Source organism: Ruegeria sp. SAZD011 (assembly GCF_059612545.1).
Map to the genome: position 1 here is coordinate 69,699 of NZ_JBXWQU010000024.1, position 23,920 is coordinate 93,618.

The 23,920-nt window shown below is 64.1% G+C and carries 25 protein-coding genes; 17 read left to right on the forward strand and 8 right to left on the reverse strand.

The features are described from left to right. The first annotated feature begins 22 nt into the window (after positions 1-22). The 3 genes from AC2FLM_RS13010 (at position 23) to olsA (ending at position 1,905) form a co-directional block, all read left to right on the forward strand. Positions 23-205: a DUF3553 domain-containing protein gene (locus AC2FLM_RS13010; RefSeq protein ID WP_234136748.1), complete on the forward strand. Its 183-nt coding sequence runs from the start codon at positions 23-25 to the stop codon at positions 203-205. A gap of 108 nt (positions 206-313) precedes the next feature. Then, positions 314-1,069, forward strand: coding sequence for an L-ornithine N(alpha)-acyltransferase (gene olsB, locus AC2FLM_RS13015; RefSeq protein WP_496858442.1), 756 nt, complete (start codon positions 314-316; stop codon positions 1,067-1,069). A 2-nt stretch (positions 1,070-1,071) separates the two neighbouring features. Then, positions 1,072-1,905 carry a lyso-ornithine lipid O-acyltransferase gene (gene olsA / locus AC2FLM_RS13020; RefSeq protein ID WP_234218072.1) on the forward strand — a complete coding sequence of 278 codons (834 nt, stop codon included), beginning with the start codon at positions 1,072-1,074 and terminating at the stop codon, positions 1,903-1,905. 4 nt (positions 1,906-1,909) lie between these two features. Here olsA and AC2FLM_RS13025 read toward each other — a convergent pair whose 3' ends face one another. Together AC2FLM_RS13025 and AC2FLM_RS13030 are read right to left on the reverse strand one after the other, a co-directional pair. Then, a complete protein-coding gene (locus AC2FLM_RS13025) occupies positions 1,910-3,088 on the reverse strand; it encodes a hypothetical protein (protein ID WP_496858445.1) in 1,179 nt (392 codons plus the stop codon). Beyond that, positions 3,082-4,104, reverse strand: a complete 1,023-nt coding sequence (locus tag AC2FLM_RS13030; protein ID WP_496858446.1) for a hypothetical protein — start codon at positions 4,102-4,104, stop codon at positions 3,082-3,084. The genes AC2FLM_RS13025 and AC2FLM_RS13030 overlap by 7 nt, the downstream gene beginning before the upstream one ends. 309 nt (positions 4,105-4,413) lie before the next feature. On the opposite strand from AC2FLM_RS13030, the gene rpsB reads away from it, so the two are divergent. Continuing rightward, positions 4,414-5,187 carry a 30S ribosomal protein S2 gene (rpsB, locus tag AC2FLM_RS13035; protein WP_234136745.1) on the forward strand — a complete coding sequence of 258 codons (774 nt, stop codon included), beginning with the start codon at positions 4,414-4,416 and terminating at the stop codon, positions 5,185-5,187. Between the two features lie 77 nt (positions 5,188-5,264). Continuing rightward, on the forward strand, positions 5,265-6,140 hold the full coding sequence (tsf, locus tag AC2FLM_RS13040) for a translation elongation factor Ts (RefSeq protein ID WP_496858448.1): 876 nt from the start codon (positions 5,265-5,267) through the stop codon (positions 6,138-6,140). A 493-nt stretch (positions 6,141-6,633) separates the two neighbouring features. On the opposite strand, the gene AC2FLM_RS13045 is transcribed toward tsf, so the two are convergent. The 4 genes from AC2FLM_RS13045 to AC2FLM_RS13060 all read right to left on the reverse strand — a co-directional run bounded on the left by AC2FLM_RS13045 (position 6,634) and on the right by AC2FLM_RS13060 (position 9,272). After that, positions 6,634-7,389 (reverse strand): helix-turn-helix transcriptional regulator, encoded by a 756-nt coding sequence (locus AC2FLM_RS13045; protein ID WP_234218067.1) that lies wholly within the window; start codon positions 7,387-7,389, stop codon positions 6,634-6,636. Then, on the reverse strand, positions 7,386-7,835 hold the full coding sequence (gene aroQ / locus AC2FLM_RS13050; protein WP_234218066.1) for a type II 3-dehydroquinate dehydratase: 450 nt from the start codon (positions 7,833-7,835) through the stop codon (positions 7,386-7,388). Before aroQ ends, AC2FLM_RS13045 begins: the two co-directional genes overlap by 4 nt. 99 nt (positions 7,836-7,934) lie before the next feature. Continuing rightward, entirely contained in the window at positions 7,935-8,423 is a 489-nt protein-coding gene (locus AC2FLM_RS13055; protein WP_496858450.1) for a MaoC family dehydratase, read from the reverse strand. 24 nt (positions 8,424-8,447) lie between these two features. Beyond that, on the reverse strand, positions 8,448-9,272 hold the full coding sequence (locus AC2FLM_RS13060; protein WP_496858452.1) for an enoyl-CoA hydratase-related protein: 825 nt from the start codon (positions 9,270-9,272) through the stop codon (positions 8,448-8,450). Positions 9,273-9,328: 56 nt separating this feature from the next. Here AC2FLM_RS13060 and AC2FLM_RS13065 point away from each other — a divergent pair, with 56 nt between their 5' ends. After that, positions 9,329-9,985 (forward strand): histidine phosphatase family protein, encoded by a 657-nt coding sequence (locus AC2FLM_RS13065; protein ID WP_496858454.1) that lies wholly within the window; start codon positions 9,329-9,331, stop codon positions 9,983-9,985. Positions 9,986-9,991: 6 nt separating this feature from the next. Here the strand turns inward: AC2FLM_RS13065 and AC2FLM_RS13070 are convergent, their stop codons facing one another. Beyond that, positions 9,992-10,984, reverse strand: coding sequence for an NADPH:quinone oxidoreductase family protein (locus AC2FLM_RS13070; protein WP_496858456.1), 993 nt, complete (start codon positions 10,982-10,984; stop codon positions 9,992-9,994). 138 nt (positions 10,985-11,122) lie between these two features. On the opposite strand from AC2FLM_RS13070, the gene AC2FLM_RS13075 reads away from it, so the two are divergent. The 11 genes from AC2FLM_RS13075 (at position 11,123) to AC2FLM_RS13125 (ending at position 22,853) form a co-directional block, all read left to right on the forward strand. After that, positions 11,123-12,280: an acyl-CoA dehydrogenase family protein gene (locus AC2FLM_RS13075; RefSeq protein ID WP_234144227.1), complete on the forward strand. Its 1,158-nt coding sequence runs from the start codon at positions 11,123-11,125 to the stop codon at positions 12,278-12,280. A gap of 5 nt (positions 12,281-12,285) precedes the next feature. After that, complete coding sequence (locus AC2FLM_RS13080; protein ID WP_496858458.1) at positions 12,286-13,401, forward strand: acyl-CoA dehydrogenase family protein; 1,116 nt, start codon at positions 12,286-12,288, stop codon at positions 13,399-13,401. 9 nt (positions 13,402-13,410) lie between these two features. Beyond that, a complete protein-coding gene (locus tag AC2FLM_RS13085) occupies positions 13,411-14,229 on the forward strand; it encodes an SDR family NAD(P)-dependent oxidoreductase (protein ID WP_496858459.1) in 819 nt (272 codons plus the stop codon). A 10-nt stretch (positions 14,230-14,239) separates the two neighbouring features. After that, a complete protein-coding gene (locus tag AC2FLM_RS13090) occupies positions 14,240-15,169 on the forward strand; it encodes an SDR family NAD(P)-dependent oxidoreductase (protein ID WP_496858461.1) in 930 nt (309 codons plus the stop codon). A gap of 13 nt (positions 15,170-15,182) precedes the next feature. Beyond that, positions 15,183-16,184 carry an NAD(P)H-dependent flavin oxidoreductase gene (locus AC2FLM_RS13095; RefSeq protein WP_496858463.1) on the forward strand — a complete coding sequence of 334 codons (1,002 nt, stop codon included), beginning with the start codon at positions 15,183-15,185 and terminating at the stop codon, positions 16,182-16,184. Between the two features lie 3 nt (positions 16,185-16,187). Then, entirely contained in the window at positions 16,188-16,838 is a 651-nt protein-coding gene (locus AC2FLM_RS13100) for a histidine phosphatase family protein (protein WP_496858465.1), read from the forward strand. Between the two features lie 10 nt (positions 16,839-16,848). Beyond that, the gene (locus AC2FLM_RS13105; protein ID WP_496858467.1) at positions 16,849-17,877 is read left to right on the forward strand and encodes a phosphotransferase family protein; all 1,029 of its coding nucleotides are present in this window, start codon (positions 16,849-16,851) and stop codon (positions 17,875-17,877) included. A 17-nt stretch (positions 17,878-17,894) separates the two neighbouring features. Then, a complete protein-coding gene (locus AC2FLM_RS13110) occupies positions 17,895-18,674 on the forward strand; it encodes an IclR family transcriptional regulator (RefSeq protein ID WP_496858476.1) in 780 nt (259 codons plus the stop codon). A gap of 105 nt (positions 18,675-18,779) precedes the next feature. Further along, on the forward strand, positions 18,780-20,015 hold the full coding sequence (locus tag AC2FLM_RS13115; RefSeq protein ID WP_496858469.1) for a serine hydrolase domain-containing protein: 1,236 nt from the start codon (positions 18,780-18,782) through the stop codon (positions 20,013-20,015). Beyond that, positions 20,006-21,967 (forward strand): acetoacetate--CoA ligase, encoded by a 1,962-nt coding sequence (locus AC2FLM_RS13120; RefSeq protein ID WP_496858471.1) that lies wholly within the window; start codon positions 20,006-20,008, stop codon positions 21,965-21,967. The genes AC2FLM_RS13115 and AC2FLM_RS13120 overlap by 10 nt, the downstream gene beginning before the upstream one ends. Before the next feature lie 16 nt (positions 21,968-21,983). Continuing rightward, complete coding sequence (locus AC2FLM_RS13125; protein WP_496858472.1) at positions 21,984-22,853, forward strand: acyl-CoA thioesterase; 870 nt, start codon at positions 21,984-21,986, stop codon at positions 22,851-22,853. On the opposite strand, the gene AC2FLM_RS13130 is transcribed toward AC2FLM_RS13125, so the two are convergent. Next, positions 22,850-23,620 (reverse strand): SDR family oxidoreductase, encoded by a 771-nt coding sequence (locus AC2FLM_RS13130; protein WP_496858474.1) that lies wholly within the window; start codon positions 23,618-23,620, stop codon positions 22,850-22,852. The genes AC2FLM_RS13125 and AC2FLM_RS13130 overlap by 4 nt on opposite strands. Positions 23,621-23,920: the final 300 nt, after the last annotated feature.

Sequence of the window (23,920 nt, forward strand, 5' to 3'; positions counted from 1 at the left end):
ATCCAGCAGCTAGGGCCCGGATATGACCGATCTCAATGCCATTCTTGCACCGGGCATGTTCGTGCGCCACCCCGATTACCCCGACTGGGGTGTCGGGCAGGTCCAGTCCAGCATCGCCGGCAAGATCACCGTGAATTTCCCCGATCAGGGCAAGGTGGTGATCGACGGCACACGCATCGCCCTGCTTGTGGTCTTTGATCCGTGATTTGCGTTACCGAATGGTTAACACCAGCGCCCACCACCGCCTTTGTGTTGCAAAGCCTGCGCAAGCCGCGCTATCTGCGCGCAACCTGAACGCATCCGCCGGAGACCCATGCCAGACCGCGGCCCCGCCTTTACCGTCAAGATGGCCGAGACCGAGGCCGAACTGCAAGCGGCCCAGCGCCTGCGCTATGACGTGTTTGTGCGCGAACTGGGCGGCGGCGGTGCGCTGGTCGATCATCGGGCGGGGCTGGAGCGGGACCGCTTTGACCCGTTTTTCGATCACATGCTGTGTATCGACGATGAAAGCGGACAGGTGGTGGGCGTCTATCGCCTGTTGCGGGGCGAGCAGGCGCAAGCGGTTGGGCAGTTCTATTCCGAGGACGAATACGATCTGGGCGTGCTGAAACGCTCGGGGCGGCGGTTGCTGGAACTGGGGCGCTCGTGCCTGCATCCCGATTATCGCGGTGGCATGGCCATGTATCACCTGTGGAACGGGTTGGCCGATTATGTCGACCGGCACGGGATAGAGGTTCTGTTCGGGGTAGCGAGCTTTCACGGCACCGATGTCGAGGCGCTGGCCCAGCCGCTGTCGATGCTCTACCACAACCACCTCGCGCCCGAGGATCTTCGGGTGCGCACCCAGCCCGACCATTATGTCGACATGAACCGGGTCGCGCCCGAGGCGCTGGACCGCCGCCGGGCCATGCTCGAGGTGCCCGCGCTGATCAAGGCCTATCTGCGGCTGGGTGGTTTCGTGGGCGATGGCGCCTATATCGACCATGCGTTCAACACCACCGATGTCTGCCTGATCCTGGATACCGCGCGGATGAACGCGCGTCAGCGGCGCATCTATGGCGGGGGCTAGGGATGGATCCGCTCTGGAACAGTGAGGACGACCCCGATCCGATCAAGATCGGCCTGATCGGCTGGCTTCTGGTGCTGGTGCGCGGGGTGCCGCTGGCGCTGCTTGTCTTTGGCGGGCTGATCGTGCTGTTGCTGGTGCGGCTGGTCGAGCGGCCGCTGTGCGGCCTGCACCGGCCCGTCACGCCGCATATCACCCAGTTTGTCTGCCGCAACGCGTTCCGCATTCTCGGCATCGGATTCGAGAGCAGCGGAGAGCTGATGCGCGAGCATGGGGCGGTGGTGGCCAACCATACCTCGTGGCTGGACATTTTCGCGCTGAACGCACGCAAGCGGGTCTATTTCGTGTCCAAGGCCGAGGTGGCGAAATGGCCCGGCATCGGCTGGTTGGCGCGGGCCACTGGCACCGTGTTCATCGAACGCAATCCCAAACAGGCGCGAGAACAGACCCGCATCTTTATCGAGCGTCTGGGGGTGGGGCATAAGCTGTTGTTCTTCCCCGAAGGCACCTCGACCGACGGGCTCAGGGTTCTGCCGTTCAAGACAACGCTGTTTGCGGCGTTTTTTGCGCCCGAACTGCGGCCGATCATGTATGTGCAGCCGGTCTCGGTCGTGTTTCATGCGCCCAAGGGTCAGCCCGATCGGTTCTATGGCTGGTGGGGCGACATGGAGTTCGGCCCGCATCTGCTCAAGACTTTGGCGGCGCGGCGGCAGGGCCGGGTCGAGTTGATCTATCACGCCCCGGCCCGGGTGAGCGATTTCGACAACCGCAAGGCGCTGGCCGCCCATTGCGAAGAGGCGGTGCGCCACGCGCACAGCCTGGCACGGCTCACGCCCTGAGCGCTCAATCCGCCGGTAGCGCCCGCTGTTGCAGCTTTGGCGCCGGGGCCAGCGGCAGAACCGGGGCCGCTTTTGCCGGTGCCGGTGCTGGTGCGGTTGGCGCCTGCGGCGGCTCTGCTGCGGCCTTGCGGCGGATCACCAGCACGCCGGGCGCGTAGCGGCCCGGATCGCCCCAGAACAACGCCTTGTCGCCCTGCCGCACCGCGATTGCCGCTCCGTCAAAGGCTGCAATGGTCACCGCCCACAACTCGCAGCTGAGAGAGCGGCCGCGATATGCGTCTTTTTCAGGGTATTTGCAGGGTTCATCGTCATAGAACCCGTCGGAGCTGAAGAGGCGGCCAAGTTCATAAATGCCGGTCGGCTGGCGGGTGCGGACAAAGTTCATGTGACCGAACCGGTCATAGAGCAGCACGATCCGTTCGGTGGGCTTGATTTCGGCGCTGGCGGTCCGGTCAAAGGCGATGCGACCGCGCGGGCTGCCCAAACGGCTGTAATCGCGCGGCTCGATTACCCGGCGGCCCAGTTGCAACAGGTCCGAGCAGGCGGTGAAGGTCTTCAGGAACCGCTGCGGGCTGCTGCTGTCCGCAAGGTTCACCATGTCCAGCCCCTCGACATAGGAATAGGTGGCCCGGCCCTTGAAATTCAGCCCGAACAGGAACGGCACCTGCCCGTCATAGCTTTCGGCGTTGCGCCGGGCCATGTCGTTCAGGCACAGGATCGCGTCCAGATTGCGGGCAAAGAACATCGATTGCATGTCGCGCCCGTCGATCCGGCGATAGCCCACCACCCGCGTGTCACCGGCCACCCGGGCAAAGCCCATCGGCACCACAGCCACAACAGCGGGGTCGTCGCGCACCGCCAGCCAGGCCTCGGCCATGGTGGGCGACAGGATGCGGGCGCCACCGGTAGCGGTATTCACCAGAACGCCGTTGGCTGCCCGGTTCCGGTAGGCGCGCTGAAACAGGTCCTCCATATCGAAGAACTCGTATTCATATTGCGGCACCTCGCGGCCAAACCGCAGCGCGTCATAGATGAATTGCTCGGTCTCTGGCCCGTCAAAGGTGGCGCCCTGTTTGGTCCAGACCTTGTCGAACCCGGCCAGTGGCTGCCAGCGCGCCTCTTGGGCAAGGGCGGGCAGGGTAAGGAGAGAGAGCAGGAGTACAAGCAAGCGGCGCATCAGCATGTCTTTCTCCCCTTTTTCGCGGTCACGATGATCTTCATGTCAAAGCCGCCATCGGGGATCTGCCCGTCCAGCGTGACCGGGTTGTTGGGGTCAAGCGGCCCGGACCGCTTGATATTCGCCCGTACCGTGACAAAGCCCGAGGGCGCATTGTTCAACGCCGTTCGCACGATACAGGTTACATCGTCCTGAAAGCCGTTCACGTTGATGTTCTGGGTGAAGTTCCCGATGGTGATCGTCAGCACCGCCGCTTCCTGCCGGAAGATGTCGTAGAACCCGCCCTTGGTCTCGGGGCGGACATTGATGTGGAACAGCTGATCGTCGGTGGCATAGAACTGGTCCGAGATCTTGAAGCTGGTGTCGTATAAAGCCAATCCGGCCTCGTTCACCGCCTGACGCCCCTCGGCATCCTGTATCTGTGTTTTCTGGTAGAAAAGGTTGAGCGTATAGACCGCGTCGACCTGTTCGGTCACCGGCGAGAGCCAGGCCTTGAGCATGTTGGTCTCGCCATATTCGCGGTAGAGGTATTGCACATAATCGTCGCGGAAATCGCTGACCGAGAGCAGCACCTGCCGCTGAAAGAACTTGCGGAAGTCGGGATCGGCGAACAGCGCCTTGATCTCTTCGGCGTCGGGCGGGCTGGCCAACTGTTCGATGACGGGGCCACCTTCGGCTTCGAGCCATTTCCGCAAGATGGCCGGATCATGGCCCGACAGCGCCCCGATCACGTTGTCGCGGTGCCAGGCCCGATAGCCCTCGTCGGGGCGGCTGAGTTCGGTCATGATCTCGGCGGTCAGGCGCGGGCGCAGCACTCCCTCCCAGATCACCACCACCACGATGGCGATCGGGGTGGCGACGATGGCGGCGACGATGCCGAAATCCTTGATCAGCGAGGACAGGTTGGACAGGGTTGCGCGCCAACCGGCGGGTTTGGGTTTCTCCGCGGCAGCTGCGGGCGCGGGCGGGGCCGCTTGTGCTGCGGGGGCCGGTATCCCGCCATCGACGGTGTCGTTTGGCATGCCAATTCACCTATATCTACAAAATCATGTCAAAACAGAAGCGGCCGCCGGATGAGGGGACCGGTATGATGCAATCTCTGGATGAGTATCACAAAATTCGCTATGTTTCCAGATGAGGCATGGCGACGGGTTCGCGGATATGCTCAAAGCCCCTTGCGCCCCGGGTCCGGTCACTGTATACGCGCGCCATTCAAAACCCGCAGGCGGGGTTTTGGTCCGTTTGGGGGAGACATCCCCATCCGAACCGCCGGTTGGAGCATCCGCTTCTTCTCCCCCGCCAAGGCGCAAACCGGAAAAAGGAAATACCGCATGGCTCTTCCCGAGTTCTCCATGCGTCAGCTGCTGGAAGCTGGCGTTCACTTCGGCCACCAGACCCAACGCTGGAACCCGCGCATGTCGCCGTTCATCTACGGCGCCCGCAACGGCATCCACATCCTCGACCTGACCCAGACCGTTCCGATGCTGGACCAGGCGCTGAAAGCCGTGCGCGACACCGTCGCCAAGGGCGGCCGCGTTCTGTTCGTGGGTACCAAGCGTCAGGCCGCAGGCCCGATCGCCGAAGCCGCCGAGAAGTCGGCCCAGTACTACATGAACCACCGCTGGCTGGGCGGCACCCTGACCAACTGGAAGACCGTGTCGCAGTCGATCCAGCGCCTGCGCATGATCGACGAGAAGATGGAAGGCGGCGCCGAGGGCCTGACCAAGAAAGAGCGTCTGGGCATGGAACGCGACCAGGCCAAGCTGCAAGCTTCGCTGGGCGGGATCCGCGAAATGGGCGGCGTGCCGGACCTGCTGTTCGTCATCGACGTCAAGAAAGAAGCGCTGGCGATTGCCGAAGCCAACAAGCTGGGCATCCCGGTTGTGGCCGTGGTCGACACCAACTGCTCGCCCGATGGTGTGGACTACATCATCCCCGGCAACGATGACGCCGCACGCGCCATCGCGCTGTATTGCGACCTGGCCGCACGCGCCGCGCTGGATGGCATGTCGGCACAGCTGGGCGCCGCAGGCGTCGACCTGGGCGAGCTGGAAGAGGCCCCCGCCGAAGAGGCGCTGGCCGAAGAGGCAACCGCCGAGGCCTGATCGGCCCCGTCATCCGAATGACATATGGGGCAGGGTATGACCTGCCCCAAATCCGTTTTGAATTGAGGAGAGCCAAGATGGCAATCACAGCAGCACTCGTTAAGGAACTGCGCGACGCAACCGGCGCCGGCATGATGGACGCCAAGAAGGCGCTGACCGAAACCGATGGCGACATGGAAGCCGCCGTTGACTGGCTGCGCACCAAGGGTCTGGCGAAAGCCGCCAAGAAATCGGGCCGCACCGCCGCCGAAGGTCTGGTCGCCGTTGTCGTCGACGGTGGCAAGGGTGTCGCGGTCGAGGTGAACTCGGAAACCGACTTCGTTGCCAAGAACGGCGAATTCCAGGACATGGTCGGCAAGATCGCATCGGCCGCTCTGGCCGTTGACGATGTCGACGCGCTGCTGGCCGCCGATCTGGGTGGCAAGAACGTGGCCGACACCCTGACCGACAAGATCGCCACCATCGGCGAGAACATGTCGGTGCGCCGCCTGGCCAAGATCGAAGGCGAAACCGTTGTGACCTATGTGCACAACGCCGCCACCGCCGGCATGGGCAAGATCGGCGTTCTGGTCGCCATGAAAGGTGGCGACGAGGCACTGGGCAAGCAGGTCGCGATGCATATCGCAGCCGTGAACCCCGCCGCGCTGAGCGAAGCCGAGCTGGATTCGGCCGTGGTCGAGAAGGAAAAGCAGGTGCAGATGGATATCGCCCGCGAATCCGGCAAGCCCGAAGCGGTGATCGAAAAGATGATCGAAGGCCGGATGAAGAAATTCGTCGCCGAATCGACCCTGCTGAGCCAGCAGTTCGTGGTGAACCCCGACGTGACCGTCGGCGCCGCCGCTGCCGAGGCTGGTGCCGAGATCACGGGCTTTGTCCGTCTCGAAGTGGGCGAGGGCATCGTGGTCGAGAAAGAGGATTTCGCCGCCGAGGTGGCAAAGGCCGCACAGGGCTGATCCTGAACCGTACCGGCGTTGCCGATACGAAAGCTTCCGACCGGCTGCATGTCTGACGTGCGGCCGGTTTTCTTTTGCCGCTCGATGAACTGGCCCAGGTTTCCAGATGTCGTAACGACATCAGGGCGATACCGGTTTGGCCGGTATCGCCCTGAGATTTGGGTGAGGGGCCCCGTAAGATGGGGATGGTGGGGGCCCCTCATGTTCTCCGGCGCTGACGTCGATCAATAGACGGCCAGCACCGGACAGGTCAGAGAGCCTTGTAATCACAAGGGTCTTTTCCCGATGTTCCCAGGCCAAAGCCACCACTCACGGAACATCATCATAATGCGAAAATCTGGCCCTGTACGAAAGTCGGGGATTCCTTACCTATGGTCAACTTTCGAAATGCTCACCGTGCACACAAGGATTGCACCCTTTCAGAGATAGGGAGATTCACCTTCTGATTGTTGAATATCAAATGGTTGCGGGAGAGAATTGAAGTAAGGCGCTCTCAGGCTTCCATGATGAACATCTGATTGTGCAGTGCCGCTTTCAGAACCGCCTGCGCCGTGGTCTCCACCGACAGCGCCTCGCGCGCCAGGCGCAGATGTTTTTCCACCGTCGCCGCGGTCAGCCCCATCAGGATGGCGATATCCTGGGTGGTCTTGCCGTCACCCACCCATTGCAATGCCTCGCGCTGGCGCCGGGTCAGTGACCGGTTCGGCGCCACATAGGGCAGGGTCATGATCTTGAGATGCGCCACGTTGTTCATCAGCAGGATATCCTGACCATGTTCCTGCCACAGGGCATCGACTTCGTCCTGGCTCATCCCCTCGCGGGCGCAAAGCGAGATTGCGCCCTTGGTCCGGGCCGAGACCGAGGTGAAGCTGATCGTATACCCGGCCGTCACGCCATGCTCGGCATTGAACGCATAGACGCGCCGTTCTTGCGGGGTCATTGTCTCGCTGTCCAGCATGTCCGAGATCATCCGCCAACTGCCGGCGCCCTCGTGTTCCAAAGCCCAATGCAGCATCGGTGCATGGAAATAGAGCCCGTCCTGAAGGAACCCGTTCACATAGGATTCCTTGTGGTTGCTCAGGATCACGAAATCCTCGGGGTCGCCCAGCGAGGTGGCGGTGCGATAGTTGGTATAGCCATAGAGCAGACGGTCAAAGCCATATTCCGCCATTTGACGGGTATGGCCGTCCCACAATTCTTCCAGCGTGCGGACGTAGCTGAGTTTTTCCAGATAGCTGCGCAGCCTCATTGTGCATCCCCTGGCGACAGATGCGCCGCCAGCGCGTCGAGCGCCAGCAGATAACCCTGGGCGCCAAAGCCGCAGATCTGGCCCAGCGCGACCGGTGCGATATGCGACACATGGCGGAACGCCTCGCGCGCGTGGATGTTGGACAGATGCACCTCGACCACCGGCAGTTCGACCGAAGAAATGGCGTCGCGCAGTGCGATCGAGGTATGGGTATAGGCGCCGGCATTCAGAACGATCCCGACATGCACTCCCTTTGCCGCGTGGATCGCGTCGACCAGCGCGCCCTCGTGGTTCGATTGCAGGCAGACAACCGACAGGCCGCGAGACTGGCCATGCGCGACACAGGCGCTGTTGACCATCTCCAGCGTTGTCGTGCCGTAAACCTCGGGTTGCCGGGTGCCCAGCAAATTGAGATTCGGGCCGTGCAAGACCAGAATACTGTTCATCACATTAAATCCCCATTCAGGAATCTCTTAGACAGGAATAGGGCGAACTGTCCAGCTTGCAGTCACCCAAACCAGTGACATGGAAGTATTTTCATCGGGTCAGTTGGTCGCAGGCAACGTTTGCTCAAACAGGCTGAGTGTCAGCCATTCGGCGGCCAGAGCCGGGGTTTCGTTGCCTTCGATCTCGACCGTCAAGGCATATTTGCGCAGCAGTTCGGTGGCGCCGCGGGGGCGTGCCTCAAGCAAGCGGAAATGCCCGCGCAGCCGTGCGCCGGCAGGCACCGGGGCCAGAAACCGCAGCTTGTCAAAGCCGTAGTTGATCCCCATCGCCTGTCCCGGCAGGGGGGCCAGCACGTCATAGACAAAGCGGCTGCCCAGAGAGAGGGTCAGGAACCCATGTGCGATGGTGCCGCCAAACGGGGTCTCGGCGGCGGCGCGGGCGGGGTCAACATGGATCCACTGGTCGTCCATCGTCACCTCGGCAAAGCGGTCGATCATCGCCTGATCGACGGTGACCCAGTCCGAGTGGCCGATATCTTGGCCGATCCTGGCCTGTTCCTGGTGAAGAGCCTGTTCAAGCGGGGTCATGGTGGCGGTCCTTTCCATGTGGTCTCAGCGCCCGCCGAACTCGGGCTTGCGTTTCTCGGCAAAGGCGCGGGCGCCTTCGCGGTGGTCGGCGCTCAGCAGGGTGCGGATCATGCGGTCTGCCTCGATATCCAGCGCGTGTCGCAGATCGACATCGCCGGCGCGGTCGATGTTTTCCTTCATGTAGCGCAGCGCCATCGGGGCAAAGCCGGCGATCTTGGCGGCCAGCACCTGCGCCTCACCCACCACATCCGCATCCGCGACCACCCGATTCACGAGGCCCAGTGCGAGTGCCTCGTCAGACATGATACAGCGGTTGGTGAAATAGACCTCCTTGGCACGGGCGGGGCCGATCAGCCGGGTCAGCAGCCAGCTGCCGCCGAAATCGCCCGACAGACCGATACCGCCAAAGGCGGGCAGCAAATAGCCGCTCTGCCCGCTGATACGCAGGTCGCAGGCCAGCGCCAGCGACATGCCCGCCCCGGCGGCGGCACCGGGCAGCGCGGCTATGCTGGGCTTGCTCAGCCGGGCGAGGCGCAGTGCGATCTCGTCCTGCGCCTGCCGCAGGCGGCGGGTCATCGCGTCGGCATCGGGCTGCGCGCCATCCCCCAGCGCCGCGCCCATGCTGGAGATATCGCCGCCTGCGCAAAAGGCGCCGCCCGCGCCGGTCAGCACCAGCACGCGGGCGCGGGGGTCGTCGTCGAGCAGGGCCAGCATACGGCCCAGTGCCTGTGGCAGGTCGCCCGACAGCGCGTTGCGCCGCTCGGGATTGTTCAGCGTCAGGGTGGCCACGCCATCGGCAAGGCCGCACAGCAGCAATTCCGATCCGGTGTCGATCTCGTTTTGGGTCATTGCATCCTCTCCCCGGTCCGGGACAGGATGCGCGCAGCAAAGCCTGCGAGGATCCGATGACCCGGGAATACCGTCAAACCGTCTATGCGCCGCCCGCCGGGGCGGTCGATCTGATGTTGATCCGTCATGGCGAGAGCCAGCCCGCGCGTCCAGGCGAGCTGTTTGCGCATGTGAACGGACAGGGCGACCCGGCGCTGCATCCCGAGGGCGAGGCCCAGGCCCGCGCGGTGGGCGCGCGGTTGAAGAACGAACCGCTGGCGGCGATCTATGTCACCACGCTGCGGCGCACCCACCAGACCGCCGCGCCGCTGGTCGCGCATCTGGGGCTGGCGCCGCAGGTAGAGCCGGACCTGCGCGAGGTGTTTTTGGGCGACTGGGACCGGGGCGAATACCGCATCCGCGCCGCCAATGACGATCCGGCCTTCATCCGCGCCAAGGAGAGGCAGGAATGGGGCGAGATCCCGGGCGCCGAAACCACAGCCCAATTGCACGCGCGGGTGCGGGCCGGGCTGCTGCGCATCGCGGCACGCCATCCCGATCAGCGGGTCGCCGCCTTTGTCCATGGCGGCGTCATCGGTGCCGCCATGGCGATGGCCTGCGGCTCCGAACCCTTTGCCTTTCACGGGGCGGCCAATGGCTCGATCAGCCGGTTGGTGATCCTGGGCGAGCGGATGGTGGTGCGGGGGTTCAACGATGTGGCGCATCTGTCCTAGACCCGGTCAGGGTGTAATCACCACTTTGCCCAGCACCTTGCGGTCCTGCATCATCTCAAGCGCCGCGCCCGCCTGATCCAGCGGGAAACGCGCGCAGATCTGCGGCTTGATCCGGCCCTCGGCATAGAGGCGGAACAGGTCGGCCACGTTTTCCGCATGGCCCTTGGGGTCACGGAACACCGAGGCGCCCCAGAACACGCCGACGATCTGACAGCCCTTGAGCAGGGTCAGGTTCAGCGGGATGCTGGGGATGCCCGCCGGGAAACCCACCACCAGATAGCGCCCCTGCCAGGCCATCGCGCGCAGGCAGGGTTCGGCATAGGCGCCGCCCACCGCGTCATAGACCACATTGACCCCATCGCCCCCGGCCAGTTTCTTGATCTCACCCGACAGCGCCTTTTGCCCGTCGCGGTCCAGTTCGCGCGGATAGATCAGCGTCTCGTCGGCGCCGATCTGGCGGCAGAACTCGGCCTTCTCCTGCGATGAGACGGCGGCGATCACCCGCGCGCCAGCGGCCTTGCCCAGCTCGATCGCGGCGGCGCCAACGCCCCCGGCGGCGCCTAGGATCAGCAGCGTCTCGCCCGGTTGCAGCGCCGCGCGGTCCTTGAGCGCGTGATGTGAGGTGCCATAGGTGAAGATGAAACAGGCAGCCTCGTCATAGGGCATGGCATCGGGGATCTTGACCGCGACATTGGCCTTGACCGTCAGATGGGTGGCAAAGCCGCCATGACCGGTGAGTGCCAGCACCCGGTCACCGGGCGCATAGCCGTTGACACCTTCGCCCACGGCCAGAACCTCGCCCGCGATCTCGCCGCCGGGGGCAAAGGGGCGGGGCGGTTTCATCTGGTAGAGGTCGCGGATTATCAGCGTGTCGGGAAAGTTCACCCCCGCCGCATGCACCCGTACCAGCAGCTCTCCCTTGCCGGGTGTAGGGTCCGGCAGTTCGGTCAGCTCCAGCGTTTCGGGGCCGCCCACGGCGGTGCTCAGCATGGCTTTCATATCGGTCTTTCTCCCTGTTGCGGACGCGTGCGTACCGCGATTTGACGTCAAGTCTTTGGCCCGCCCCCTTGGTTGTCAACCGGATATCGAAATGCAATTCTGCTCTGCAAAACAGATATCGGTATATGGGGAGGAGACATGGCCGAAGAGGATGGGGCGCTGGCCGCCTTCCGCGACGAGCTGCGCAGCTGGCTGGAGGCGAATTGCCCCGCAGAAATGCGCGATGGCCGCAATGACGAAGCTAGCATCTGTTGGGGCGGAAAGAACTGGAACTTTACGTCAGAAGCCCAGCGTACCTGGCTGCAACGTTGCGTCAGCAAGGGGTATACGGTGCCGACCTGGCCGGTCGAGTATGGTGGCGCCGGGCTGAACCGCGATCAGGAGAAGGTGTTCCACCAGGAAATGCGCCGCCTGAACGCGCGCTATCCGCTGCAAAGCTTTGGCATCTGGATGCTGGGACCTGCGCTTTTGCATTTCGGCACGCATGAGCAGAAGCTGCATTACCTGCCGCCCATCGCGCGCGGTGAAATCCGCTGGTGTCAGGGGTATTCCGAGCCGGGCGCCGGGTCCGATCTGGCAAATGTGCAAAGCCGGGCCGAGGACAAGGGCGATCACTGGCTGGTCAACGGGCAGAAGATCTGGACCTCTTACGCCGATCAGGCCGACTGGATCTTTGCGCTGCTGCGCACCGACCGCGAGGCACCCAAGCACAAGGGCATTTCCTTCATCCTGCTCGACATGACCAGCCCGGGCGTAACCACGCGACCGATCAAGCTGATCTCGGGCGCGTCGCCGTTTTGCGAGACCTTCTTTGACAATGTCGAAGTGCCGCGCGAACAGGTGGTGGGCGAGGTCAATCGCGGCTGGGACGTGGCCAAGTACCTGCTGACGCATGAGCGCGAGATGATCTCGGCCGCCGGTGGCACCATGGGCTCGGGCCGGGCACTGGGCGCCGTGCTGGCCGACAGCGGCAGCACCGACACGGTGCTGCGCGCTGATGCGATGCGGGCCGAGGTCGACGGGCTGGCGGTGGCGCTGACACTGGAGCGCTACAAGGATCAGGCCGAGGCCGGGCAGGGCGCGGGCGATGCCTCGGCCATGCTGAAATACATGGGAACCGAGCTGAACAAGCGCAATCTGGAACTGGTGATGGCGGCGGGCGGGTCCGACGCCCTGGTCTGGGAAGACGGGCGCGCGCCCAACTGGCTGAGGACCAAGGCCAACTCGATCGAGGGCGGCACCTCCGAGGTGATGCTGTCGATCATTTCGAAACGCGTTCTTGGGCTTCCGGGGTAGGGCATATGGCAAAACTGGTACGTACAGAAGAAGAGGTCATGCTGGCCGACGCCGCGCGCGGCTTCCTGGATCAGGCCGCCCCGGTGGCGCATCTGCGCGGGCTGCGGGATGCGGGGCAGACGCAGGACCGGGCGCTCTGGTCGGAAATGGCCGCGATGGGCTGGGCCGGGGTGCTGGTCCCCGAAGAGGCCGGGGGCAGCGATATGGGCCACGCCGCGGCCTGTGCGCTGGCGGGCGAGATGGGCAAGACGCTGGTTGCCTCGCCGTTTCTGTCCACGGCGGTGATTGCGGCAACCGCGCTGCGGCAGGTGTCCGATGCCCGCGCGGTACAGGCGCTGGCGCGGATCGCCAGCGGCGAGGTCACCTATGCGCTGGCGATTGATGAGGGCGCCAAATTCGCACCCGAGGCAACGCAGATGCAGGCGCGGGCCGACGGCAACGGGTTCCGCCTGAACGGCGAAAAACGGTTTGTCGTGGACGGCGCCAATGCCGAGCGCCTGCTGGTGCTGGCGCGGACCGATGCGGGGCTGACCCTGTTCGACCTGCCCGCTGACCGCGACGGCATCACTCGCGAGGGGCAGGCGATGATCGACAGCCGTGACGCGGCGCGGATCGAATTCTCCGATGTGGCGGCAACGGGCGAGGATGTGCTGGGCCAGGTTGATGACGCGATGACCGTTTTGGCCCCCGCGCTGCGCGCCGGTCAGGCGGCGTTGGCCGCCGAGATGGCCGGGCTGGCCGCTGGCGCCTTTGGCATGACCGTCGAATATCTCAAGGAACGCAAACAGTTCGGGGTTCCGATTGGTGCGTTTCAGGCCCTGCAACACCGCGCTGCGCATCTGTGGTGTGAATGCGAGGTGACCGCCTCGGCCATCCTGAACGCGGGCCGGATGCTGGACGAAGACCCCGAGAACGCGGCGCTGGCCGTGTCGCTGGCCAAGGCACGCGCCACCGACACCGCACAACGTGCGGTGCAGGAAGGGGTGCAGATGCATGGCGGCATCGGCATGACCGACGCATTCGACATGGGCTTCTACATGAAACGCGCCCGCGTCGGGGCCGAATGGCTGGGCGATTACGGATATCACGCAAACATCGTTGCGCAAGCGCGTGGATTTTAAGGATTTATCATGACACCTGAGATTTTGTTTTCGCTGCATGGCAAGACCGCGCTGGTCACCGGCGGCGCCACCGGCATTGGGCGCATGGCAGCCGAGGCGCTGGTACGCGCGGGCGCGCGCGTGCTGATCGCCTCGCGCAAGGGTGAGGCCTGTGAAGTGGTCGCTGCCGAGCTGAACGCGCTGGATGCCCCCGGCAGCGCCGAGGGGTTTGGCGGTGACGTCGGTAGCAAGGAGGGTATCGACGCGCTGGTGGACGAGGTAAAGAGCCGTACCGAAACCCTTGATATCCTTATGAACAATTCCGGTGTTACCTGGGGTGCGCCGATGGGCCAGTTCCCGCATGAAGCCTGGGAAAAGGTGATGTCGGTCAATGTGGCCGGTGTCTTCGATCTGACCCAGAAACTTTTGCCGATGCTGATGAAAAGCGGCTCGGTCGATGATCCGGCGCGGGTGGTCAATGTGGGCTCGGTCATGGGCGAGGTGCCGATGGGCGACGGCGCCTATAGCTATGCGGCCTCCAAGGCGGCGGTGATCCACCTGACCAAGATCATGGCCAAGGAACTGTCGCCCTATGCGGTGACGGTCAACGCGCTGGCGCCGGGGCCTTTCGTGTCGCGGATGACGGCCTTTGCCACCGCTGACGAGGAGAAACGCGCCAAGGTCGGCAGCGACGTGCCGCTGGGCCGGGTCGGCCGGGACGAGGATATCGCCGGTTGCATGCTGTTCCTTTGCGGGCGTGGCGGGGCCTATGTCACCGGCGCAGTGATCCCGGTCTCGGGCGGCATCAACGTGATGTCTGGCCGCAACATCTTTGAAAAGGCGCTGTAAGGGGGCGGGTATGGACATTCGTTTTGACGGACGGGTGGCGATTGTCACCGGATCGGGCGCGGGTCTGGGCCGTGCCCATGCGCTGGGACTGGCCGCGCGCGGCGCCAGGGTGGTGATCAACGATCTGGGGGCGGCAACCGACGGCACCGGTGCGTCTTCCGATGCCGCGCGTGCTGTGGTCGCGGAGATCCGCGCCATGGGTGGCGCGGCCCTGGCCCATGGTGCCGACGTGGCGGACGAGGGACAAGTGGCCGACATGGTGGCCCGAACCATGGCCGAATGGGGCCGTGTCGATATCGTGGTCAACAACGCCGGCATCCTGCGCGACAAGAGCTTTGCCAAGATGAGCATGGCCGATTTCCGCAGGGTGATCGACGTGCACCTGATCGGCAGCGCCAATGTCGCCCACGCCTGTTGGCCGATCATGCGTGAACAGGGCTATGGCCGGGTGGTCTTCACCTCCTCCGCCTCGGGGCTTTACGGCAATTTCGGGCAGGCCAACTATGGCGCGGCCAAGGCCGCCATGATGGGCCTGATGAACGTGCTGCATCTCGAAGGCGCGCGCGACAATATCCGCGTCAACTGTCTGGCGCCGACCGCCGCGACCCGGATGACCGAGGCGCTGATCCCCGAACAGGCGCTGGCGCTGCTGGCGCCGGAAACGATCACGCCTGGCCTTCTGTATCTGGTGAGCGAGGACGCGCCCTCGCGCGTGATCCTCTGCGCCGGGGCAGGCTGTTACGCGCAGACCCGTGTGTTCGAGACCGAAGGCATCCTGTTGGAGGGCGGCGCCAATACACCCGAGGAAATCGCCGCCCGCTTTGCATCGGTGCAGGATGAGGAGGGCAAGCGCGAGTTGACCGACGCGTTCAGCCAGACTCGCAAATACGCCCGCAAAGCAGCCGAGGCGCGTGGCATCGACCTGCCCTGGGGAGCATGAGAAAGTGAAAGACATGACCTGGACCCGTGACGAAAGCCACCTGCCGCCTGCTCTGCGCGGCCTGCGCATTCCGCTGATCGGCTCGCCGCTTTTCATCATCTCGGTGCCCGATCTGGTGATCGCGCAATGCAAGGCGGGGATCGTGGGGTCGTTCCCGGCGCTTAATGCGCGCGAGGGCGAGGGCGAGCCGCCGCTGCTGGAGGCCTGGCTGAAACGCATCACCGAGGAACTGGACCGCCACAATCAGAAGAACCCCGACACCCCGGCGGCGCCTTTTGCGGTGAACCAGATCGTGCACCGCTCGAACGGGCGGCTGGAGCGGGATCTGGAGATCTGTGCGCGCTGGAACGTGCCGATCTGGATCACCTCGCTGGGTGCGAGGGTGGAGGTGAACGAGGCCGCGCACAGCTGTGGTGGCGTCGTGCTGCATGACGTGATCAACAACACATTCGCCAAGAAGGCGATCGACAAGGGCGCTGATGGCCTGATCGCCGTGGCCGCAGGCGCCGGGGGCCATGCGGGACAACAATCGCCACTGGCGCTGATCCGCGAGATCCGGTCGTGGTTCGACGGGCCGCTGGCGCTGTCGGGCGCCATCGCCTGTGGCGAAAGCCTGCTGGCCGCCCGCGCCGTGGGGGCCGATTTCGGCTATATGGGCTCGCCCTTCATCGCCACGAATGAGGCCAATGCACAACCCGAATACAAGCAGATGATCGTCGACAGCACCGCCGAGGATATCGTTTATTCCTCGCTCTTTACCGGCGTGCACGGCAATTACCTGAAGAAATCGGTGGAACGCGCCGGGATGGATCCCGACAACCTGCCCTCGGCCGATGCCAGTTCGATGAATTTCAGCCAGGGCTCGTCCAAACCCAAGGCGTGGAAAGAAATCTGGGGCTCGGGTCAGGGCGTCGGCGACGTGCATCAGATCGAACCGGTGGCCGATCTGGTGGATCGGATTGACCGCGAATACCGTGCGGCGGGCGCCCGGCTGGCCGCCGAGTTTACCGGCTGAACCATGGCGGAACTGATTGTTATCCGCCATGCGCAGGCCTCGTTCGGGTCGGACGATTATGACCGGCTGAGCGAGTTGGGTTATCGCCAGTCAGCGCTGGTCGGTGCCGCGCTGCGCGAGATGAGCTGGGTGCCCGACCGGCTGGTCACGGGCACGCTGGCGCGACAGAAAGAGACTCTGCGCGGCATGGGGTTCACGGACGCGCCCGAGGAACACGCGGGCTGGAACGAATACGATTTCCACGACCTGTTGCGGGTGAAATTCGGCGGCACCATCCCCGATCTGGTGCAGCATGACCGCAAAACGCATTTCCGCACCCTGCGCGATGTTTTGCGCGAATGGCAGGGCGGCGGGGTTGCGGGCGCGCGCGAAAGCTGGGCCCAGTTCACCGCCCGGATCGAGGCGGCACGCCAAACCGCCACCCGCGAGGGTGCCGAACGGGTGCTGGTGATCAGCTCGGGCGGGGCCATCGGACAACTGACCGCCGCGGCACTGAGCGCACCGTCCGAGCAGATGATTGCGCTGAACCTGCAAGTGAAGAACACCGCCATGTCGCGCTTCATCTTTACCCAGCGCGCCTTCTTTTTGCATGAATTCAACACCACCCCGCATTTTGCCCAACCGGCCCATGCGGATATGCTGAGCTATAGTTGAGGGACAGGATATGAGCGACACGACCCAAAGCCTCGACCTGAGCGCCGTTGATGCCTATCTGCGCGACCACCTGCCGGGCTATGCCGGGCCGCTGGAGGCGCAGAAATTCGATGTTGGCCAGTCGAACCCGACCTTTCTGCTGAAAACACCCGCGCGCAACTATGTGCTGCGGCGCAAGCCACCGGGAGTCTTGCTGAAATCCGCCCATGCGGTGGATCGCGAGTTCCGGGTGCAAAGCGCGCTGGCGGGCACGGATGTGCCGGTGCCGCGCATGCATCTGCTCTGCGAAGATGACACCGTGATCGGCTCGGCCTTTTACGTGATGGAGCATCTGGACGGGCGCAATTTCTACGAACCGACGATGGAGGGCGAGAGCAATGCCACCCGCACCGCCGTCATCGACGAGATGAACCGGGTGCTGGCGGCGTTGCATTCGGTCGATATCGACGCGGTCGGCCTGTCCGACTATGGCCCGCCGGGCAATTACTTCGAGCGCCAGCTTTCGCGCTGGACCAAGCAGTACCGCGCCTCGGAAACGGACACGATCCCGGACATGGACGCGCTGATCGAGGCGCTGGGGCAGGAGATGCCCGAGGATGACGGCCAGCGCACGCTGGTGCATGGCGATTACCGGATCGACAACATGATGTTCGAAAAGGGCGGCACCCGCTGTCTGGGCGTGCTCGACTGGGAACTCTCGACCATCGGCCACCCCTATGCCGATCTGGCCGCCGTGATCATGCAATGGCAGATGCCGCCGGGCAAAGAGGGGCGCGGGCTGGCAGGGGTCGACCGTGCCGCGCTGGGTCTGCCCACGGATGCCGAGTTCATCGCCGCCTATTGCGCGCGGCGCGGCATCGGGGGGATCGACCGTTTCGGCTTCTATCTTGCCTTCAACTTCTTCCGCATGGCGGCGATCATCCAGGGCGTCTATAAACGCGCGCTGGATGGCAATGCGTCAAACCCCGAACGCGCCCGGAGGCTGGGCCAGTATGTGGGCGTATTCGCGCAAAACGGGCTGAGGGCGCTGCGCGGGTGAGCGGGCAGGGCGGCGATATGGACGGGCTGGCCGAGGGCAAGGATCGCAACTTTGTCACCGCACTTGCGCGGGGGCTGGACGTGCTGCGCAGCTTTCGCCCCGGCGAGGTGCTGCTGACCAATACCGACCTGTCCGAGCGGACCGGCCTGCCCAAACCCACCGTCTCGCGCCTGACCCATACGCTGTGCCAGCTGGGCTATCTGGTGCAGGACCGCCAAAGCGGCGCCTATCGGTTGGGCGTGGGCGTGCTGCAACTGGGCATGGGCGTGTTGGCGGGCATGGATATCTGTGACCGCGCGGCTGAGGTGCTGCGTGGCCTGCGCACCGGCGCCAACCCCTATATCACCGCCGCCCTGGGCGAGGTGCACCGGGCCGAGGTGATCTATGTCGCGGTGTCGCGCTCGCGCGAGAATGTCTCGCTCAGCATGCATGTGGGTTCGCGGCTGCCGCTGTTCCGCTCGGCCATCGGGCGGGCGATCCTGGTGGGGATGGAGGCGGAAGAGCGTGAGGCCGCCATCGCCACCGGACTGCGCGACCTGGGGGCGTCCGAGGCAGAGCTGCGCGCCCAGATCGACCGCGCCGTCGAGGAATACGCCGCGCGCGGCTATTGCACCGGATACGGCGACTGGCAGGCGGATGTGAACGGTATCGCGGTGCCGGTGCTGTCGCTTGGCGGTGCCCGCTTGCACGGGCTCAATCTGGGCGGGCCCAGTTTCCACGTCACCCAAGAAGAGCTGGAGCGCGTTTATGCGCCGCTCTTGATCGAAGCCGGACGCAGCCTGGGCATGGTGCCATGAGGGGGTGGCGCGCTCTCTCGACAAGGGTCCGTATTCCTACGTACTTTCCTTGGCGCTGGGGCCGGGTGACACTCTGTCAAGCCGCGACAGCAGGAGGATAGCGCGATGCCCGACCCCGGTTACAGGACACTCGACACCGGCCGGTTGGGCCGGATCGCGGGCTGGATGCAGGGCTATGTCGACCGGCGCCGCTATGCGGGCAGTTCGGTGCTGGTCAGTCAGGGCGGGCAAGAGGTGTTTTTCCACGCTGCCGGGCAGCGCAGCATCGAGCGACAGTTGCCCTTTACCCGTGACACGCTGGTGCGGATATATTCGATGACCAAGCCGATCACCTCGCTTGCGGTGATGATGCTGGCCGAACGGGGGCTGTTCCACCTCGATGCGCCGGTGTCGAACTTTCTGCCGTCCTTCTCGGACATGCAGGCACTGGTGCCCGGAGCAAGCACTATCGACCAGACCGAACCGGCGCCCTCGCCAACGCTGCACCAGCTGCTGACCCATACCGCCGGGCTGAGCTATCCGTTCAATCCCGGCGTTCTGGCGCGCGCGATGGAGGAGCAGGACCTGCTGTTCAAACCGGGTCAGGGCGCTTTGGCCGACATGGCCGACAAGGTGGCGGCACTGCCACTTGCATTTCAGCCCGGAAGCCGTTGGGAATACTCGGTTTCCATCGACATTCTGGGGCGCGTGGTCGAGGTGGTCTCGGGCCGGACGCTGGCGCAGTTTTTTCAGGACGAGATTTTCGCCCCACTGGGGATGTCCGAGACCGGGTTCAGCGTGCCCGAGGGCGCTGGCGACCGTTTCGCCTCGCTCTATACGCCGCTTGCCGGGGATGCGATGGCGCTGAACGATGCCCATTCCGGCGGCGACACATTGCGCCTGTTCGACGAGGCGGGCAAATCGCCCTTCGAGACTGCCAGCATGTATTCCGGCGGCGGCGGTCTGGTCAGCACCATCGACGATTACCGCCGCTTTGCCGAGATGCTGCGCCGGGGTGGCGAGGTCGACGGTCATCGCCTGATCGGCCCGGCAACGCTCGATTTCATGATGCGTAACCATCTGCCGGGCGATATCGCCTCGATGGGGCCGCAGAGCTTTGCCGAACAGCCGATGGAGGGGATGGGCTTTGGCCTGGGTGGTGCCGTGGTGCTGGACCCGGCCCGCGCCCGCACCCCCGGTTCGGTCGGCGATTTCAGCTGGGGCGGAATGGCCTCGACCTTTTTCTGGTTGGACCGCGTCAATGACATGACGGTGGTGTTCTTCACCCAGTTGTCGCCCTCCAGCGCCTATCCCTCGCGGTCGGAACTCAAGGCGCTGATCCATGGAGCATTATGCGAATGACAGATCCCCGGCCCATTCTCTGGACCCCAAGCAAGGCCCGCGCCGAGCAAAGCCGCATGGCGGCGTTTCAGCGTTGGTTGGCAGAGGAGCGCGGGCTGGAATTTGACGACTACAATGCCCTTTGGGAATGGAGCATTACGGATCTGGCTGGGTTCTGGACCGCGATCCGCGATTTCGCGGGCCTGCCGTTTCAGGGCGGTGACGGTCGGGTGCTGGCCGAGCGGCGGATGCCCGGTGCGGTCTGGTTTCCTGGTGTCACCACCAATTTCGCCCGCCACATGCTGCGCCATGCCGAGAGCCGCCCCGAGGCACCCGCGCTGATCCTGCGCTCCGAGGGGTTCGGCCGCAACGAGGTCAGCTGGGCGCAACTGGCGCAACAGGTGGCCAATGTGGCCGCCCATCTGCGCGCCATGGGTGTGGGGCAGGGCGACCGGGTGGTCGCGATCCTGCCCAATACCGATAGTGCCGTGATTGCCTTTCTGGCCGCGGCCAGCATCGGCGCCATCTGGTCGCTTTGCGCCCCGGATATGGGCCATGTGGCGATCCTGGACCGGTTCCGCCAGATCGAACCCAAGGTGCTGATCGCGCAGGACGGCTATGTTCACGCGGGGCGCACCATCGACCGGCGCCCGGTGCTGGAGGAGATCCGCGCGCATCTGCCCAGCCTGACCCACACGGTTCTGGTGCCGGTGATGGGGGATGTGCCGCCGGGTGTGACCCCTTGGGACGAGATGACCCAAGGCTCGGCCACGGCGGATTTTGCCGATCTCCCCTTCGATCATCCGTTGTGGATCGTCTATTCCTCGGGCACCACCGGCAACCCGAAACCCATCGTGCATGGTCATGGCGGTATCCTGCTGGAGGGCGCCAAACAGGCGCTGCATCAGGATCTGGGCGGTGACGATCGCTTTCTCTGGCTCACCTCTTCGGGCTGGATCATGTGGAATGCGCAATTTGTCGCCACGGGGCAGGGTGCCACCGTGGTGCTGTTCGACGGGGCCGCCAACCACCCCGACATGCTGGCGGTCTGGCGCGTGGTGGCCGAAGAGCGGGTCACCAGTTTCGGCGTCGGCGCGGCCTATGTCACCCAATGCCTGAAATCCGGCATCCGCCCGGGCGACGTGCTGGATCTGTCGGCGCTCAAATCGCTGGGCACTACCGGATCACCGCTGACGGCCGAGGGCTATGACTGGATCTATGACGCGGTGGACCCGGATATCTGGCTGGCGCCGATCTCGGGCGGGACCGATCTGTGCGGCGCCTTTGTCGGCGGCAACGTGATGCTGCCGGTGCGCGCGGGCGAGATGCAATGCCGCTATCTGGGCAACGCCGTGCGCAGCTTTGACCCCGAAGGCGCTGAGATCATTGGTGAAGTCGGCGAACTGGTTTGCACCGAACCGCTCCCCTCGATGCCGTTGGGGTTCTGGGGCGACAGCGATGGCAGTCGCCTGCATGAAAGCTATTTCGACACCTATCCCGGTATCTGGCGGCATGGCGACTGGATCGAGATCACGCCTGAGGGTGGTTCGGTGATCTATGGCCGCTCGGACGCAACGATCAACCGCAAGGGGCTGCGGCTCGGCTCGTCCGAGATCTATCGCGCGGTCGAGGCGCTGCCCGAGGTGCTGGACAGCCTTGTGGTCGATCTGGAGTTTCTGGGCCGCGACAGTTTCATGCCGCTCTTCGTGGTGCCGGCGCCGGGGCAGGTGCTGGACGAGGCCCTGCGCGACCGCATCAACACGGCCATCCGCGAAACGCTGTCGCCGCGCTTCATCCCCAACGACATCGTTCAGATCGCCGAGGTGCCGCGCACCCTGTCGGGAAAGAAGCTGGAAGTTCCCGTCAAGAAACTGCTACTGGGGGGCGACCCGGTGCAAGTGGTGAACCGGGACTCGATGGCGAACCCGGAAAGTTTCGATTTCTTCGTGACTTATGCCGCCGGGCGACGCTGACGCCGGAGGATGCGACATGACCGATGCGGAACGCCAGCTGCTCGACCTGCTCGATATCGAGCGGTTGGAAGTGGATCTGTTTCGTGGCACCGGATCGGGGGGCGAAACGCCGACCCGCATCTATGGCGGGCAGGTCATCGCACAGGCGCTGGCCGCTGCCTATCGCACGGTCGAGGACCGGTTGTGCCATTCGCTGCACGCCTATTTCATTCGACCGGGTGACCCGTCTATTCCCGTTATCTATCAGGTTGATAGAGCGCGGGATGGAGGTTCTTTCACAACCCGTCGGGTTGTGGCCATTCAACATGGTCGCCAGATCCTGAACCTCTCGGCCTCGTTCCATGCGGGCGATGACGGTTGGGACCATCAACACCCCATGCCAGATATTTCCGGCCCCGAAACCCATCCCACGCGGCAGGCTTTGCAAGAGCGCTTCATCGACCGTATACCGCAGAAATACCGCGCCGAATTCACCCGCGCACGTCCTATCGAAATCCGTGAGGTCGAACCGCGCGACATGTTCGAGCCGATCCCGACCGACGACCGTCATTACCTGTGGTTCCGCATGGGTGCGGCAGCCGGGGCAGGGCCGGAAATGCAGCATCTGCTGCTCGCATATGCGTCAGACATGGGGTTGCTGGGCTCGGGCCTGCGGCCGCACGGGCTCAGCTGGTATACGCGTCAGGTCAACGGGGCCAGCCTGGATCATGCCATGTGGTTTCACGCGCCGATCCGGTTCGAAAACTGGCATCTTTACGCGATGGACAGTCCCTGGACCGGCGCCGGGCGCAGTTTCAACCGGGGCAAGATCTATGCTGAAGACGGCACGCTGGTGGCCAGCGTGGCGCAGGAAGGGCTGATGCGGCGCCTGAAATCCGAAGGTTAGAGCTTGCCGCCGAATTGCCGGTTCAGCTTGCGCATGCCGCCCAGCCATCGGTCGTAATCCGCTGTTTTCATTCGTATATAGTCCAGAACCTGCGGATGCGGCAGCACCAGGAACTGCCCGGCGCGGATGGCCTGAACGCAAGCCTCGGCCACGTCCGAGGGTTCCAGCATACCGTCCAGCGCCGCGACCGACTCCTCATGCCCGCGAGTCATTTCCGAGCGGACCGCCTGCGGACACAGAACCGACACGCCGATCCCGTCATCGCCATAGGTCATCGCCAGCCACTCGGCCAGACCAACCGAGGCGTGCTTGGTCACCCCATAAGGTGCCGCACCAACCTGGTTCAACAGACCCGCTGCGGACGCGGTGTTGAGCAGATAGCCACCGCCGCGCGCGATCATGCGCGGCACCACATGGCGCGCTGCCCAGACCTGTGACATCACGTTGATATCCCAGATACGTTGCCAGTCCGTATCCGGCGTCTCGATACCACCGATGGTCAGGATGCCGGCATTGGAGCAAAAGAGGTCAATGGGACCGATCTGGGTTTCTACATGCTCGATCAGGGCGGCGATATCGGCCTCGCGGCTCACATCGCAGCGCAGGGCAACGCCACCAACCGATTGCGCGACGTCCTCGGCGCCTTGCAGGTTCAGGTCCGCGCAAACAACGCACTTCGCGCCCTCGGCGGCGAAGCGTTCGGCCAGGCCGCGCCCGATACCGCTGGCCGCACCTGTGACGACAACAATCCTGTCTTTGATTTCCACGGTGTTCTCCCATGTTGTGCGTCTGTAAAGCTGACTTTTGTCAGTCGGTTAGAGCATGTCGTTCTATTTCTGCAAACCAACAGCCGGTTCTGAATACCGGTTTCAGCCAAACGCTAGCGCAGGCGTAGGGTGGTGCCAATCCATGCAATCGCCGTGACGTTCCGGCAATTCAGTGTACGTTTAATACACATAATACCGATTATAAGAAATGAGTATCAAGCAGGGGCACATTCTAAACTGGGTTGCGACGAATCCCCTATCTTGCTGGAAAGCAAGGAGAACGGAATATGGCCCACACGG

Bases quoted from the DNA above. Each gene is read 5' to 3' on its own strand.
- AC2FLM_RS13010 (WP_234136748.1), top strand. From the start codon at position 23: ATGACCGATCTCAATGCCATTCTTGCACCGGGCATGTTCGTGCGCCAC.
- olsB (WP_496858442.1), top strand. From the start codon at position 314: ATGCCAGACCGCGGCCCCGCCTTTACCGTCAAGATGGCCGAGACCGAG.
- olsA (WP_234218072.1), top strand. From the start codon at position 1,072: ATGGATCCGCTCTGGAACAGTGAGGACGACCCCGATCCGATCAAGATC.
- AC2FLM_RS13025 (WP_496858445.1), bottom strand. From the start codon at position 3,088: ATGCTGATGCGCCGCTTGCTTGTACTCCTGCTCTCTCTCCTTACCCTG.
- AC2FLM_RS13030 (WP_496858446.1), bottom strand. From the start codon at position 4,104: ATGCCAAACGACACCGTCGATGGCGGGATACCGGCCCCCGCAGCACAA.
- rpsB (WP_234136745.1), top strand. From the start codon at position 4,414: ATGGCTCTTCCCGAGTTCTCCATGCGTCAGCTGCTGGAAGCTGGCGTT.
- tsf (WP_496858448.1), top strand. From the start codon at position 5,265: ATGGCAATCACAGCAGCACTCGTTAAGGAACTGCGCGACGCAACCGGC.
- AC2FLM_RS13045 (WP_234218067.1), bottom strand. From the start codon at position 7,389: ATGAGGCTGCGCAGCTATCTGGAAAAACTCAGCTACGTCCGCACGCTG.
- aroQ (WP_234218066.1), bottom strand. From the start codon at position 7,835: ATGAACAGTATTCTGGTCTTGCACGGCCCGAATCTCAATTTGCTGGGC.
- AC2FLM_RS13055 (WP_496858450.1), bottom strand. From the start codon at position 8,423: ATGACCCCGCTTGAACAGGCTCTTCACCAGGAACAGGCCAGGATCGGC.
- AC2FLM_RS13060 (WP_496858452.1), bottom strand. From the start codon at position 9,272: ATGACCCAAAACGAGATCGACACCGGATCGGAATTGCTGCTGTGCGGC.
- AC2FLM_RS13065 (WP_496858454.1), top strand. From the start codon at position 9,329: ATGACCCGGGAATACCGTCAAACCGTCTATGCGCCGCCCGCCGGGGCG.
- AC2FLM_RS13070 (WP_496858456.1), bottom strand. From the start codon at position 10,984: ATGAAAGCCATGCTGAGCACCGCCGTGGGCGGCCCCGAAACGCTGGAG.
- AC2FLM_RS13075 (WP_234144227.1), top strand. From the start codon at position 11,123: ATGGCCGAAGAGGATGGGGCGCTGGCCGCCTTCCGCGACGAGCTGCGC.
- AC2FLM_RS13080 (WP_496858458.1), top strand. From the start codon at position 12,286: ATGGCAAAACTGGTACGTACAGAAGAAGAGGTCATGCTGGCCGACGCC.
- AC2FLM_RS13085 (WP_496858459.1), top strand. From the start codon at position 13,411: ATGACACCTGAGATTTTGTTTTCGCTGCATGGCAAGACCGCGCTGGTC.
- AC2FLM_RS13090 (WP_496858461.1), top strand. From the start codon at position 14,240: ATGGACATTCGTTTTGACGGACGGGTGGCGATTGTCACCGGATCGGGC.
- AC2FLM_RS13095 (WP_496858463.1), top strand. From the start codon at position 15,183: ATGACCTGGACCCGTGACGAAAGCCACCTGCCGCCTGCTCTGCGCGGC.
- AC2FLM_RS13100 (WP_496858465.1), top strand. From the start codon at position 16,188: ATGGCGGAACTGATTGTTATCCGCCATGCGCAGGCCTCGTTCGGGTCG.
- AC2FLM_RS13105 (WP_496858467.1), top strand. From the start codon at position 16,849: ATGAGCGACACGACCCAAAGCCTCGACCTGAGCGCCGTTGATGCCTAT.
- AC2FLM_RS13110 (WP_496858476.1), top strand. From the start codon at position 17,895: ATGGACGGGCTGGCCGAGGGCAAGGATCGCAACTTTGTCACCGCACTT.
- AC2FLM_RS13115 (WP_496858469.1), top strand. From the start codon at position 18,780: ATGCCCGACCCCGGTTACAGGACACTCGACACCGGCCGGTTGGGCCGG.
- AC2FLM_RS13120 (WP_496858471.1), top strand. From the start codon at position 20,006: ATGCGAATGACAGATCCCCGGCCCATTCTCTGGACCCCAAGCAAGGCC.
- AC2FLM_RS13125 (WP_496858472.1), top strand. From the start codon at position 21,984: ATGACCGATGCGGAACGCCAGCTGCTCGACCTGCTCGATATCGAGCGG.